Origin of the sequence: Anoxybacillus sp. B2M1 (genome assembly GCF_001634265.1) — a bacterium.
Lineage (GTDB): Bacteria > Bacillota > Bacilli > Bacillales > Anoxybacillaceae > Anoxybacteroides > Anoxybacteroides rupiense.
On the sequence record NZ_CP015435.1, the window covers coordinates 1,458,425 to 1,471,536 of the forward strand.

12 protein-coding genes, 2 pseudogenes and 1 riboswitch are annotated in these 13,112 nt (G+C 42.2%); of the genes and pseudogenes, 3 read left to right on the plus strand and 11 right to left on the minus strand.

Features of this window, described 5'->3' with window-relative positions; all coding sequences use genetic code 11:
- The first annotated feature begins 174 nt into the window (after window positions 1-174).
- Both GFC28_RS07045 and GFC28_RS07050 read left to right on the plus strand, forming a co-directional pair.
- Window positions 175-762: a cell wall hydrolase gene (locus GFC28_RS07045; protein WP_044746697.1), complete on the plus strand. Its 588-nt coding sequence runs from the start codon at window positions 175-177 to the stop codon at window positions 760-762.
- Window positions 763-865: 103 nt separating this feature from the next.
- A complete protein-coding gene (locus GFC28_RS07050) occupies window positions 866-1,045 on the plus strand; it encodes a YkvS family protein (RefSeq protein ID WP_044746698.1) in 180 nt (59 codons plus the stop codon).
- Window positions 1,046-1,072: 27 nt separating this feature from the next.
- On the opposite strand, the gene GFC28_RS07055 is transcribed toward GFC28_RS07050, so the two are convergent.
- The 9 genes and pseudogenes from GFC28_RS07055 to GFC28_RS07090 form a co-directional block, all read right to left on the minus strand.
- Window positions 1,073-1,732: an oxidoreductase gene (locus GFC28_RS07055; RefSeq protein WP_139788169.1), complete on the minus strand. Its 660-nt coding sequence runs from the start codon at window positions 1,730-1,732 to the stop codon at window positions 1,073-1,075.
- 377 nt (window positions 1,733-2,109) lie between these two features.
- Window positions 2,110-2,439 (minus strand): annotated as a pseudogene (gene queF, locus GFC28_RS07060) (preQ(1) synthase); the annotation flags it as partial.
- A 597-nt stretch (window positions 2,440-3,036) separates the two neighbouring features.
- A pseudogene (locus GFC28_RS18745) lies at window positions 3,037-3,204 on the minus strand (preQ(1) synthase); the annotation flags it as partial.
- A gap of 25 nt (window positions 3,205-3,229) precedes the next feature.
- A complete protein-coding gene (queE, locus tag GFC28_RS07065; protein ID WP_044746700.1) occupies window positions 3,230-3,961 on the minus strand; it encodes a 7-carboxy-7-deazaguanine synthase QueE in 732 nt (243 codons plus the stop codon).
- Window positions 3,961-4,398: a 6-carboxytetrahydropterin synthase QueD gene (queD, locus tag GFC28_RS07070; RefSeq protein WP_044746701.1), complete on the minus strand. Its 438-nt coding sequence runs from the start codon at window positions 4,396-4,398 to the stop codon at window positions 3,961-3,963. The genes queE and queD overlap by 1 nt, the downstream gene beginning before the upstream one ends.
- Window positions 4,395-5,060, minus strand: coding sequence for a 7-cyano-7-deazaguanine synthase QueC (gene queC / locus GFC28_RS07075; protein ID WP_044746776.1), 666 nt, complete (start codon window positions 5,058-5,060; stop codon window positions 4,395-4,397). Before queC ends, queD begins: the two co-directional genes overlap by 4 nt.
- 80 nt (window positions 5,061-5,140) lie before the next feature.
- Window positions 5,141-5,185, minus strand: a riboswitch (PreQ1 riboswitch).
- 68 nt (window positions 5,186-5,253) lie between these two features.
- Entirely contained in the window at window positions 5,254-6,363 is a 1,110-nt protein-coding gene (locus GFC28_RS07080; protein ID WP_044746702.1) for a GerAB/ArcD/ProY family transporter, read from the minus strand.
- A gap of 23 nt (window positions 6,364-6,386) precedes the next feature.
- Window positions 6,387-7,466, minus strand: a complete 1,080-nt coding sequence (locus GFC28_RS07085) for a Ger(x)C family spore germination protein (protein ID WP_044746703.1) — start codon at window positions 7,464-7,466, stop codon at window positions 6,387-6,389.
- A 14-nt stretch (window positions 7,467-7,480) separates the two neighbouring features.
- Window positions 7,481-8,995 (minus strand): spore germination protein, encoded by a 1,515-nt coding sequence (locus GFC28_RS07090; protein WP_044746704.1) that lies wholly within the window; start codon window positions 8,993-8,995, stop codon window positions 7,481-7,483.
- 152 nt (window positions 8,996-9,147) lie between these two features.
- Between GFC28_RS07090 and GFC28_RS07095 the strand changes: the two genes are divergently transcribed.
- Complete coding sequence (locus GFC28_RS07095) at window positions 9,148-10,764, plus strand: methyl-accepting chemotaxis protein (RefSeq protein ID WP_044746705.1); 1,617 nt, start codon at window positions 9,148-9,150, stop codon at window positions 10,762-10,764.
- A gap of 155 nt (window positions 10,765-10,919) precedes the next feature.
- Here the strand turns inward: GFC28_RS07095 and GFC28_RS07100 are convergent, their stop codons facing one another.
- Window positions 10,920-11,948 (minus strand): YkvI family membrane protein, encoded by a 1,029-nt coding sequence (locus tag GFC28_RS07100; RefSeq protein ID WP_044746706.1) that lies wholly within the window; start codon window positions 11,946-11,948, stop codon window positions 10,920-10,922.
- Window positions 11,949-12,270: 322 nt separating this feature from the next.
- Window positions 12,271-13,005, minus strand: a complete 735-nt coding sequence (locus tag GFC28_RS07105) for a FixH family protein (protein WP_044746707.1) — start codon at window positions 13,003-13,005, stop codon at window positions 12,271-12,273.
- Between the last annotated feature and the right edge of the window lie 107 nt (window positions 13,006-13,112).

The window sequence follows — 13,112 nt, forward strand, 5'->3', positions numbered from 1 at the left end:
ACTCATTTCTATGCAGAGAGAACAGATCAACTGAACTTGACCGTGAAAATATTTCCAAAGTTGCTATTTAAGCTGTTATATCAACGAAAAACAGATGTTTCCAACATTTAGATAATGACCAAAATAAAAATCCTTGTTAGTCTAGTAGCGAGCGAACAACAAGGAGGTAATTTTATGAAAAAGCTTAAACATTTCACTTTAGCAGCTGCATGCTTTTCTGCATTGTTGTTTGCGAAAGATGCTCAGGCTCAAACCGTTTATACCGTTCAAACCGGGGATACTCTTTGGAAAATCTCAAAGCAACATAGTGTTTCACTTGTCCAGTTAAAAAATATAAATAAAAAAGAAAACGACTGGCTGTTCCCAGGAGAAAGGCTGCTCATTCCTCCAACCATTTCAGCCAGTGACAAAGATTTATTAGCGCGCCTTGTCCATGCTGAAGCAAAAGGCGAACCATTCGCAGGAAAAGTAGCGGTAGCCACAGTCGTATTAAATCGAGTAGACCATCCTGATTTCCCGAATACCATTAAGGATGTCATTTATGAGCGTTCAGGCGGCTATTATGCATTTACTCCTGTACAAAACGGAACGATTCGTGAACCAGCAGATCGCGAATCCTACCTTGCCGTTGAAGAAGCCCTAGCTTTTCGCGGTTTAGGATCTGGCTCCTTATTTTTCTATAATCCAAAAACGGCGAAAAGCAGTTGGCTGCGCTCGAAGCAAGTAACCGTTGTTATCGGCAATCACGTATTTGCCAAGTAAGATGGCTTAAGGCCATCTTTTTTCAAAATTAGGAACAAAGGGTCTTTACTTATAAAAGAAAATGAGGCAAACTATAACAAATACATGAAAAAGGAGAATGTATATGGTGCAAAAAGCAGAGATAGGCAATATTATCGAGTTTAAAAACGGCTTGCGCGGTATTGTCGAAAAGGTGAATGAAAACTCTGTCATCGTTGATTTAACATACATGGAAAACTATAAAGAATTAGACTTACAAGAACGGACGGTTGTAAACCATAAAAACTATAAAATCATCGAATAAAAAAGCCGGCCGCAGATGGCCGGTTTTTTACGAAATATGGGCGACTTGATCCGATTCATAAATATGCGTTCCTTTCGGGCAAGATCTTGCTGCCTGGAACATTGCCAAAGCCATTTTCTTGGCCTCAACGGGCTTGTATTTGCGCCATTTTCCAATAAACAGAAATGGCATGTGGCTTAAAAGCCACTCCGCTGCCTTTTCTGACAACCGAAATTCCTGACGATCGCCAAGCAGCAAAGACGGGCGAAAAATGTGCAATGATTGAATCGCGAGCCGTTGCAAAGCTTCTTCCGTTTCCCCTTTAACACGATTATAAAAAAACGGAGATTGCGGATCAGCGCCGACAGATGAAATAGTCAGAAAGCTCTTGACGTGGCATTTTTCCGCTAACGCCGCAGCCCGCAGCGTATATTCATAATCCACTTGAATAAAATTCTGCTTCGTTTTGGCTTTTTTCATCGTTGTTCCGAGACAACTAAACACATCATCCACACAAAAATAGCGTTCGTACTTCTCCAAGCTTTTAAAATCAATGACCACTTGTTCCAGCTTGTGATGCTCAATCGGTAATTCTCGACGCACTAGAATCGTCACATGCTGATAATCATCGGATTGGAGAAGCAGCATTAAAAGCTCGCTTCCGATTAACCCGCTCGCTCCGATTAATAGAGCCGTCCTGTCTCCCAAGACTAAACCCCCCAAATAAAAAAATCAATTGTCATTATATATAAGTTTCCGAAAAAAAACTACTACTTTTTTTAAAACCAACCTATAATTTGGTCTATAGCGATTGGAATGGAACAATCGACATAATGAAAAGCAAAAACGGTTTAAGTTGGGCAATGAATATTCGGGCGCCACGATCGCCAGCTATCCAAACGAGGATCAGGCCCATATTTGACATGTTGATTATCCAATGAAAACGAATGAACAGGACTGGGGCTCTCTCGTTTCTAGCATAGTTGACAAGCAAATAGTATGCCAACTGGATGCTGGCCGTACGCTCTTAGGCATTTCGCTGCGCAAAATAAAACCTCCTCGTTTGGAGGCGAGGAGGCTTTAGCTTAGCGATTGTCTATTTTCTCTGGATACAAATCATGATTCATTAAGCGATACTCGGCCATTTTTTCATATTTTGTTCCGGGACGTCCCCAATTGCAGTACGGGTCAATCGAAATGCCGCCGCGCGGCGTAAATTTTCCCCATACTTCAATATAACGTGGATCCATAGCTTCGATTAAATCATTCATAATAATGTTCACACAATCCTCATGGAAATCCCCATGGTTGCGGAAACTAAATAAATAAAGCTTCAACGACTTACTTTCCACACATTTTTTATCAGGGATATAACTAATGTAGATAGTGGCGAAGTCTGGTTGCCCAGTTTTCGGCAGCTACTTAAAAAAGTAGGTGGACTATATCTTATTCTTATCCGACTGCGATATCCGATAAGAACCCTTGCGCTTCCACCGTGATCGTCAAACTCACGATGTACTCTACTCTCTTCCTTCATCACTACTCTTCAGTCGCTTCATGATGAAGTGATTTCGATAGTCTCTGCACCTTCCCTAAAAAGAATATGGTTTAACCCGTGGTGCTTGTTGAGCATAGCGCACAACTAACTATCTGGCTGCTTCAGCATTGTCCCCGTTGTGGATAGATGGTGCGTCGGTCACGCTTTGGCGTGACTGGGGCAAGTCACTAGCTTGCTTTCCTGCATGTCCGTTTGCTTATCATGGATACAGCACAGGGACAACCAATCAACCGATGGGATCTGACCCCACGAGTAAGCATGGTTTGCTTTTTAGGGCTTGGCTCAGGATTGGAGAAACAGGGAGAAACTTCACATACAAGTGACGTTTTTTCATCAACTATAAAAGTCTTTTATCGGCTGATGATATTGCCTGCAAAATCGTTTTCCCCTATTCTCTTCCCCTGAATTCACAAGGTTTAATCGACAGTGTCACCACTGAAGTGTGCCCTCATTGACACAAGCTTGTAAATTCTGGGCAATTAAACTTCACAAAATAGTCGCGGTCTGGATGTTTGTTATCAAATACTTCTAATATTTCTGGACTATATTCAAATAAATATTTGGTTCCTTGATTGCCAAGGAGAGTGACACCTTGTAATTCTTCTTCTTTTCTTCCTGACATCATCCATGCTCCTTTCGTTTGTTCATTAAACTCCTCGCTTATTGCCCCAAAGAAGCGTATGCAGCTGCGGCAGCACGCGGACATCGTTCATTTCTGGATCATACGCAACTCTTTCTACTAGCCATCGCAGCTGATTGAGCAATTTTGTGCGCAGCATCGCCTCGTCCATTCCTGCTACATCGTCGTTGCCCACTTGCAAATAAAAAGGAATGTGGCGATAACGCTGGTGCACATGTTTCGCATAAGCAAAATCCCGTTCATCAAAAACGACTACTTTTAAACTCATATGAACGGTACGCCCGTTGGCCGTTAGCTTATCCATTATTTCATCCAATATCGCAAAATGGGTTTTCATTCCTGAGCTTGGCGGTTTTGGCGATATCGTTAAATCATCGATTTCATAAAACCAATCTTGCCAACGGCTTCCTTGTGTTTCCAATGCTACACGGATCCCTTTTGCTTTTAATAGCCGAACGAGCTCGCCAAGCGATTTAAGTAAAGCGGGATTCCCTCCAGAAATCGTCACATGGCTAAAACAGTCACGCCCTATTTCGGCAAGCCTTTGCCAAATTTCTTCAGCTGTCATTTGTTGAATTTCTTCCTTTGCTGTTCCGTCCCATGTAAAAGCGGAGTCACACCAGCGGCATGAATAATCGCAGCCAGCGGTTCGGACAAACATTGTCTTTTGGCCAATGACCATTCCTTCTCCTTGAATCGTTGGCCCAAAAATTTCAAGTACGGGAATCGTCTTTCCCATTATCGGTCACCCGCTTTCGAGCGGTACACAACATAGCTTGTCGGAGTCTCACGCACAAATACTTGCAAACATTTTGGCTTGTGAGGCAATGCATCCAAATAATCTTGTACCACTTCGTATATTTTTCGTGCGACAACCTCTGTCGTCGGGAAATGTTCACTATTTTTAGAATCGAACCAATCTTGATGATCATTTAAAAGCGTATGATCGAGCTTGCCGTGAATGAGCTGTTTCAATTTTTGAAAATTCACTAAAAAGCCCGTCTCATCAAGTTCATCCCCAGCTACCGTAATGTTGACGACGTACGTGTGGCCATGAATATGGGCACATTTTCCCGCCAGCTGATGCGGAATAAAATGAGCAGCAGCGATATGCATATCCTTATTCAGTTCATAACAATAATCATGAAATACTTGCGGATAAAGCTGATGCATCATCGCTGCTCCACCCCGGCTTTTGCTTGCAAATATTGCTCCAATCCTCGCTTGCGCAACACACAAGCCGGGCATTCTCCGCATCCATCAGCCATGATCCCGTTATAGCATGTGAGTGTTTTCGTTTGTACGAATTCCAACGCTCCTAATTCATCAGCAAGCTGCCATGTTTCTGCTTTATTAAGCCACATAAGCGGCGTATGAATAACAAATTGGTAATCCATCGCCAAATTTAATGTCACGTTAAGTGATTTGATAAAAACATCTCGGCAATCTGGATATCCGCTAAAATCCGTTTCACACACACCTGTTACTAAGTGACGCGCGCCTTTTTGTTTGGCGAGTACGGCCGCGAACGACAAAAATAATAAATTCCGGCCATCAACAAAAGTAGAGGGAAGCTCTCCTTCTTGATGTTCAATCGCCATATCACTTCGCGTCAGCGCGTTCGGCGCCAATTGGTTCAACAAAGACATATTAAGCACCGTATGCTGGATACCAAGCTCCCGTGCAATGTCAGAAGCGACTTCAATTTCCAGGCGATGCCGCTGATGATAATCAAAGGTAACCGCCTCTACTTCAGCAAACTGCCGTAAGGCCCAAAACAGGCAAGTTGTACTGTCTTGCCCCCCGCTGAATACAACGACAGCTTTTTCCTTCTTCATTTCGTTTCGCTCTCCTTTCTTTATTTCAAGAAGAAAGAGCATTCTAAAACAAAAAAGCCATACCCCCCCTAAGGATATAGCCTTCCCTAGTTTTTTATAGAGGGTTGTTCTAGAACCTCTCCCGCACCGATCCGACATTCGGGCGGATTTCTTCTATCCATCATTTTTTCCTTCCATACTATATCACATTTCTTTATTTTGCACTAGTTTTAGATTTAAACAACTTGGCTATTGACACATAGATCCATAAAAACGGAATATAGGCCACCAGCACATAAAAACCAACGGTTGAGACTAAATTACTAAATTGATCGATCTGAGCCCGCTTAGTGAAAAAAAACGAGGAAATAAATAGCAAAAGTAAAATAATCGGCAATGAGATGCGTTGCTTTAACGAAATAATTTGTTTTAATCCGCGTGTGACCGACCAAACAGCTAAGCAAATAATCGGAAAAATAACCATGACATAAGTTGAAATGACAATATACTCCATCCGTTCAATAAATGGAATTTCCGGGATTTTTGCTAGTGTCAATGTTGGCCATATAATATGCCGAATTTGCTCTTCATTATAAAAAACGATAGCAATACAAACCACTATTAAATAAAGAAAGGTGGTGAATGCGTTGCCCCATTGCGCCCATTTATGTGATTGAGGAGCATTTTTTACAAACGAATAATACATCAGGATCATTTCAAAGCCGAGATAATCAAGCGTCGACGCTTTGGCCCCCTTGATCACCTCAAGCACAGAATGGTCAAAGATCGGCAAAAAATTGCGATAATGAGCATATTCAAGCGGAAATACTAGCATAGGAACAATGATAAGAAGAGGGATCATAACTCCCCAAAAGCATAAGCCGACTACAACTCTGAATCCACCGGAAACCGTATAATACGTTAGCACTAAAATGATGAGACAGAACTGCCATGCTCCCATCAACGGAAATACCCACACCTGAATAATTTCCGTATAGATCCGCATCACAATTAAAGCGAACGAAAAAAAGTAAGCGAGCAGGACTACATTTACCATATTTCCGATCCATTTGCCAAAGTATTGTACATTCACTTGAATGACATCTTTATTCTCCCCGGCCGATTTAAAAATTTTATAAATCATCCATATCAAAATATGAATGATCGTTCCAGCGATGATGACGCTCATCCATCCATCATGTCCCGTCTCTTCATTGAGAAGATTGGGAAGGCTCAAAATTCCTACTCCTATTTGCGCGCAATGAATCGTAAAAAATACAAAAAACGGAGAAATATGAAAGCGTTCATGCTCTGTCTGCTGCATGACACTCCCCCTTTCCAATGCAATCACTCACCAATACCTGTTTGAACAATGTCAACTTTTACATGCGGGCGAATTTGCAAGTGTCGATATTGCTTATAAAAGGCTTCTTCATCCCAATGTCTCGTCTTGCTCCGCACAAAATCACCAATTCCGAGCGGATCGACACCTTTCTTTTGGAAGAATGAAAGCAAATTCTTAATATCTTGGTTAAGCTTCTTTTCCATCTGCTCGCTCACCTTCTGGAAGGAACGCTGTCCAGAAAGGTCAAGCCACATTGGATAATCGCGAATAGAGGCACGAATGCGAAGATGAATATCGATCACTGGAGAGCTGCCTTTTTTCAGTGAATAATGACTATGGGCAAACAAATTTTCTAATAAAACTCGCCCCTTTTTTTCATTTTGTGAAATTGGCAGCTGATAAACACCATTTTTGGTTTCATCCAATAACAGCTTAACAAGAAACGATTTCCGTAAATCAATTCTCCCAACATAATGGCCATATTTGAATAAAGCCAGCCCCTCCAGCTTTACGGTATCTCCCTTTTTTTCTAAATAGGGCAAAAATGGATCGCGTCCTTTGCCGAAGTAATTGTATAAAAAAATGTGCAAATTCGTCTTCGGCAAATTCATTTCACGAATATTTTGTTCAATGAGATTGGATAAATAGAGCGTATCGCTCAATGTCGTTTCAGCGGTGATGCGCAGCAGTTCTTCCGCATCGCCTTTGGCGACCGCCAGCTGCAAATGACTCCCCACCTTGTTGTTCCTTGCTAAGCTATGAACGATTTCGGCAATGCCTTGCTTAGCAAACTGTTGTCCAAAAAGCACAAGCCGTATTTGCCCTTCTTCAATCGGCAAGGCTGATTTCGACGAAAGCCGCGGAATTAAATCATACGTCGTCGATGATTCCGTCGTTAAAATGTCCGGCTTCGTCATCGGTCCTTGCTTAAATGTCGGATAGATGGCTGTCCCTGTGTATTTGCCATTTTTCACATCATACCCCATCGCATGAATAATTTGAATTTGGTCAACGATGCGGGAGCTTTTACATCCAGAAAGCACTAAGAGAGCGACCAACATGAAATAGAGAGCTCGTTTCATCAGCATCTCCTCTTCTACTCATCAATATCTTTTTTCTTCTTCGCTTTTTTTGGATCATATCTCCATAATGTCAAAGGCCGTAAATAACTTGGACGTTTTACGGTCAAATGATAAGGAGAACGAATAAAGCTGTCTGCAAAATCTTTAACCCGAAACGGATATAGAGGAACGAGATAAGGACTTCCGAACGACTGTAGCTTACCTAAATGAATCAGAAGCAAACAGGCGGCGAAAACAATGCCGATTCCTCCCCAGCAGGCAGCAAATAAAATAATCGGAAACCGAATAAACCGAATCGTATTCGACATTTTATAAATTGGCGTCGTGAACGAAGCAAGGGCGCCTAATGCGACGATAATCAACAAAATATTACTTGTAAGCGCCGCTTCCACGGACGCCTGCCCAATGACAATACCGCCGACAATCCCCAGGGTCTGGGCTACTTTTGTAGGCAGGCGCGCCCCAGCTTCACGCAAAAGCTCAATCGTAATTTCCAGAAACAACACTTCTAATATCGGCGGAAAAGGAACGTTGGAACGAGAAAAAATAATCGGACCCAGCAGATCCTTCGGAAGCATTTCATAATGATAGGTTAAAACCGCTACATAAATGGGGGATGCCAAAATCGAAAACATGACTCCGATCATTCGAATCAAGCGAAAAAATGAACCAAGAAGCCACGGCAAATAATAATCTTCCGGAGAGGTAAAAAAATCAAATAACGTCGAAGGCCCTGTGATGACATATGGAGAGCCATCGGAAAAAATCGCAACCCTTCCTTCAATTAACGCATATACGATTTTGTCCACCCGTTCACTTGATACAAATGAAGGAAAAGGAGATGAAGAATTGTCTGATAATATTTGTTCAAATAGCGATGTGTCAAACATAATATCAAACTCGATTTCACTTACTCTCTGCACAACAGTCTGTAATGTTTGTTCATTAACAATTCCATCAATATAAGCAATAACGACTTTCGTTTGTGACATCGAACCGATCGTTAATTCCCGAAAGACAAGATGAGGAGTCACAATTTGGCGGCGCAATAAATGTAAATTAGTTCCAATATTCTCGACAAATCCTACTTTTGGACCGACCACGCTAAACTCATTTTCCGAATCATTATTTGGCCGTAATCCTAGATTTTCGCTGGCCAAATTAACAAGGGCGCAGTGGTCCGCGACTCCTTTCAGCTGAATCATCGCAAATCCCTTTAGCAGCTTTGCTTCAATCATCTCAACATCTGCCGTCACCTCGATTCGCTGTACAGGGATAATTTGCTGCAAGTCTTCGAGAGCAAGAGAAGCATAAGACGATAAATCCCGCTGCAACCGGCAAATCACCTGCTGTTGCAAGAGCTTCGGATCAATCAATGAATCAAAATAAGAAATGCAAAAATGATATCCGTTTGTCTGGAATTCAACCGTAGCAAAGTCGCTCGATTGCTTAAAAATTTGCAATAATTGCGGCAGCGTTTTTACTTGTTGCTGCTTATCGTTTTTAAACATAAATGAAAAAATAGACATGGTCATCCCCTCAAGCCTTCATTAATCAAACAAGCATTTATTTGCTAGTCTCCCTTGATTTTGTTGTTTTATGCATAGACATCCTTTTTCCTAGGTTGATAAATCTAAATTTTCAGTATATATTGAAAGAAATAAGAACGGAGGGGGACATAATGAATCGACTACTCAAAAAGAAAGAGGCACAAGATGCACTGAAAAAAGTTGTTCAAGTGGCTGAACAAATTCAGCAAAAAATAGACAAAACCAAGCCTTTTGAACAGCAAATTGATCGCATTCGCTCATTTCTTGATGAACAGCTGCAGCATGATGAATATTTTGTTATCGTTGATGAAACAGGCTATGCCATTGTCCACACGAATCGGCTGCGCGAAGGCCGAACGTTTTCTGATGAAGTTGGCCAAAAAGCTGCTCAAACAACCGAACCGCTTCTGCAAGCGTACAAGCGTGATACCGGTGAGCTGCTCATCGATGCAAGTTGCCCTCTATACATAGACAGCACAGGCAAGCGATTAAATTTGCGAATGGGCAGATTATCTTATCAGCCTACTTTGCAAATTCAATTAGCATGTCTATCGGCCATTCCGGCCACCATCAGCTTTTTTATCGCTCAACTGCTCTCTTTATCGCCATTATTCATTTGTAGCTTAACGATCGTAATCAGCCTTATTCTCCATACCTTCCTTTATCGAGCGATCATCAAAGAATGCCGCCACTGGTACTATGTCACTCGCACCGTTTCGTCAGGAAATCTTGACGTGCAAGTACAGACAGTTCAAAAACGAACGATATTTCATCAAATTGGGTATGAGCTTAACAAAATGATTCTAGGTATGCGCACGATTTTAGCAGAATTAGCCAAAGCTACCCAAACCGTAAGCAAAGTAGGCGAGCAGCAAACAAATGAAACGAGACGCCTTTCAGAGTCGTTTGACGAAATTGCCGCTGCGATGGAAACATTCCGCGAAGGGGCAAAGCAGCAAACCGCATCAGTAGGACATGCCAATCAATTTGTCACTAAAATGCTTGAAGAAGTATGGGATATGCAAAAAGAGTTTGAAAGCGTTGTTAACCATGCGAGAGAAGTAACGGAATCGATGCGCGAAGGAAGCCGCTTGCTTGAATTGACAAAAGAGCAAATGGATGGGATGCAGCATGATATGCAAGAGACGGCTTCGCTCATCTACTCCGCTTCTCAAGAAGCCAATCAAGCCGTGGGAATTGTTTCGGCCATTACAGCGATTGCCAAGCAAACAAATTTGCTTGCGCTAAATGCTTCGATTGAAGCATCAAGAGCTGGAGAAGCTGGAAAAGGATTTGCCATTGTCGCTCAAGAAGTCAGAAAGCTGGCGGAAAACACTAACACCTTTTCCGCACAAATTTTATCTTCGTTGCAAGATATGAGGCATTTGCTAGATCGTGCAGTGGAAGCGGTTCAGCAAAACGGGCAAACCGCTGCCACCACTATGCATTCCTTTTTAAAAACAAATGAAGCGATGAAATCATTTTTGCAAGTTTTTTCACAAATGAATGACCTGCTGCTGCGTAGCCGAAATCATGTGGAGCAGATTACGAACCATGGTGATGAATTAAAACAAACGATCGAAGAAGTGCATAGCATTGCTAAAGATTTTACCAATATGGTTCATGAAACAACTTCAGGATTGGAACAGCAAACCATTGCCATTCATGAACTGGCCAAGGATGCCGCTGTTTTATCCACCTCTGTTCAACAGCTGCAACAAATCGTCACCCGCTTCCAGCATGCCTAGTTTATACTAACCGTTTGTCGAACGCTTCACGGCTAAAAACGCCCATTATCTGAGCTGAGCGAATCGCACAAATGCCCTATCTTTTTTTAAAACCAAAAGGCTTGGCTGCACCGCCAAGCCTTTCATTTTTTTGAAAAGCAGATTTTTGCCGCATCCTATTTTTGCGTCTGAGGAATTTTGCGAAACAAAAGCAAAACAAGAAACAAAAGACTGATATATCCAAACAAAGGATATAAGAATGAGAGCAAAGATCCGTAGCGAAATGAACTGATCGTATACAAAATCAAAAACAAAATCGCCAAAAACAACGTCGAGGAGAATGCCTGAAACTGTCGCTGCAGCCCAAATACTCCCCCAATGATGGACGTAAAAATCTCGCCATAAATAACGAATAAATACAACCAATAAAAATACATAAAAAACGTGCGAACAATTTCAGCCATAGGAATTTCATAACGCAATACATGCGGAAAAGACAGCAAAACAAAGTGGCTGCTCAATAAAATGCTCGTTAGCAATATCCCGCCAAGCAGCGCTCCCCACTTGACCACTCGATCGTCCTCTGCTTCAGAGGCGAGCGGAACAAGAACCGGCTGCGCCATCGCTAAATTAAAGGCCGCATAGGAAAGAGGCGAGAAAAAAGCACTCCAAGAGGAAGGAGAGGAGCTAGAAGGACCGCACCATTCTCCCCCAAGCAGTAATTTCCCTAAAAGCACAAAGCTAAATAGGATCATCATCGGAACAACGAACACATTCACGGCAAATAAGCCTTTCGCATCATAAAGCATCACGGCAAACACAAGAACGATCGTTGCCAGCATCCCTAGAGGCTTCGGCAATCCGAGCTGCTCCTCAAATAACGCTCCTGCTCCTGATAGCATCACAGAAGTCACGCCAACAATCATGATCGTCATAATGAACGTAACGAATGTGCTGGCCGTTTTGCCAAACAAATAATCATTCAATTGCTTGTACGAGGAAGCACGCAGCGCTCTCGCCATCATCATCATCCGCATTCCTAGCCATGCAAACAGCCAACCGCTAACCAAAACTCCCATCGTTCCAATTTTTCCGTATTGTGTAAAAAAAGCAATAATCTCTTTTCCTGTCGCAAATCCTGCTCCAACGACAGTTCCTACGTATACAGCGGCAATCTGCCAAGCTGCCAGCCATCTTTTAATCATTTTCTTCCCCCTGTCTCTCTTCCCTAGCTTATCGTGGTAATCCATTATTTATTGAAAATACAAGCTCACGAGGCTGAGCACCGAGCTTTTCTCCCCTCTCCTCAATCAAAGCTTCGAGCCCAGCAATCCAGCCGTTAGCCATCGCCCTAAACGCTATCTCCATTTCGATTGCAGGCTGCTTATAAGCAATGGCAGAACAGTGTGGAATGAGCCGTCGATTTGGTTTGATCAGTTCGCTAATATGCTTGGTTATATATATGAAAAAAAGGACAAAGAAAGACGAAAAGAAAATAGAAAAAAGGAAGCCTTTGGGGCTTCCTTTCTATTGAACCATCACTTGCTTTACTTGATGTTCATGCAATTCGTTCGTTTCGACATGCACTTTAACTGAAAACGTTCCCTTTTCTTTAAATACTGTTTTCGCCTGGTATTTTCCACTGCCTTGTTCATTCGCATCGATAAACTCATGCTTCATCTGGTCCTTCCAGATTTCAAAACGAACTTTTGCCGCCGTAAGTGGCTGGTCATTATACACAATATCGGCAACAATTGGTTCCTCCTTGTTGACTGTAAACATCTGTGGATGCAACGTTACAGCCACACCAGCAGCATCGTCATGGTGCGAATGGTCAGAACCGCTTTCTTCATGCTCCGATGCGGAACCAGCATTGTCACCTACAATCACATCTGTTTTGGGCATATTATGCATATTGCGAGCTGTAACATGGGCCACAATGGAATATGTTCCTGCCTCGGTAAATGTTTTTTCAATAGCGTATTTTCCGTTTCCTTTGCTCTTGGCTGAAATCATTTCATGCTGGTCGTTTCCCTGCTTCCAAATTTCGAACTTCACCTCATCCGCGTCGTTCACTTTTTCCTTTCCATATGTAACAATACAAGCGATTTCTGTTTTTTTCTGAAGCTCAATTGGCGACTTCACATCTATTTTTACATTTAAAATGGCAGGTTCATCAGCCGATTGATCTTTCGTTTGGCCACATGCCGAAATCAATAACACCACCATCATGGCAAGCATCAAGCGAATATAAACTTTCATCTTCACGTTCCCCCTCTTTCTTCTCTCATTGTCCACTATATCACACCTCTTTCTAGCTACAAATCATTGTTCACATTTTTTTCAAAAACATTTCACCAATCGCACAA

What these genes read in the sequence shown, in the direction of transcription:
- GFC28_RS07090 (WP_044746704.1), bottom strand. Translation starts at nt 8,995, where the DNA reads ATGTCTATTTTTTCATTTATGTTTAAAAACGATAAGCAGCAACAAGTA.
- GFC28_RS07085 (WP_044746703.1), bottom strand. Translation starts at nt 7,466, where the DNA reads ATGAAACGAGCTCTCTATTTCATGTTGGTCGCTCTCTTAGTGCTTTCT.
- GFC28_RS07045 (WP_044746697.1), top strand. Translation starts at nt 175, where the DNA reads ATGAAAAAGCTTAAACATTTCACTTTAGCAGCTGCATGCTTTTCTGCA.
- GFC28_RS07080 (WP_044746702.1), bottom strand. Translation starts at nt 6,363, where the DNA reads ATGCAGCAGACAGAGCATGAACGCTTTCATATTTCTCCGTTTTTTGTA.
- queE (WP_044746700.1), bottom strand. Translation starts at nt 3,961, where the DNA reads ATGGGAAAGACGATTCCCGTACTTGAAATTTTTGGGCCAACGATTCAA.
- queD (WP_044746701.1), bottom strand. Translation starts at nt 4,398, where the DNA reads ATGATGCATCAGCTTTATCCGCAAGTATTTCATGATTATTGTTATGAA.
- GFC28_RS07105 (WP_044746707.1), bottom strand. Translation starts at nt 13,005, where the DNA reads ATGAAAGTTTATATTCGCTTGATGCTTGCCATGATGGTGGTGTTATTG.
- GFC28_RS07095 (WP_044746705.1), top strand. Translation starts at nt 9,148, where the DNA reads ATGAATCGACTACTCAAAAAGAAAGAGGCACAAGATGCACTGAAAAAA.
- GFC28_RS07100 (WP_044746706.1), bottom strand. Translation starts at nt 11,948, where the DNA reads ATGATTAAAAGATGGCTGGCAGCTTGGCAGATTGCCGCTGTATACGTA.
- GFC28_RS07050 (WP_044746698.1), top strand. Translation starts at nt 866, where the DNA reads ATGGTGCAAAAAGCAGAGATAGGCAATATTATCGAGTTTAAAAACGGC.
- queC (WP_044746776.1), bottom strand. Translation starts at nt 5,060, where the DNA reads ATGAAGAAGGAAAAAGCTGTCGTTGTATTCAGCGGGGGGCAAGACAGT.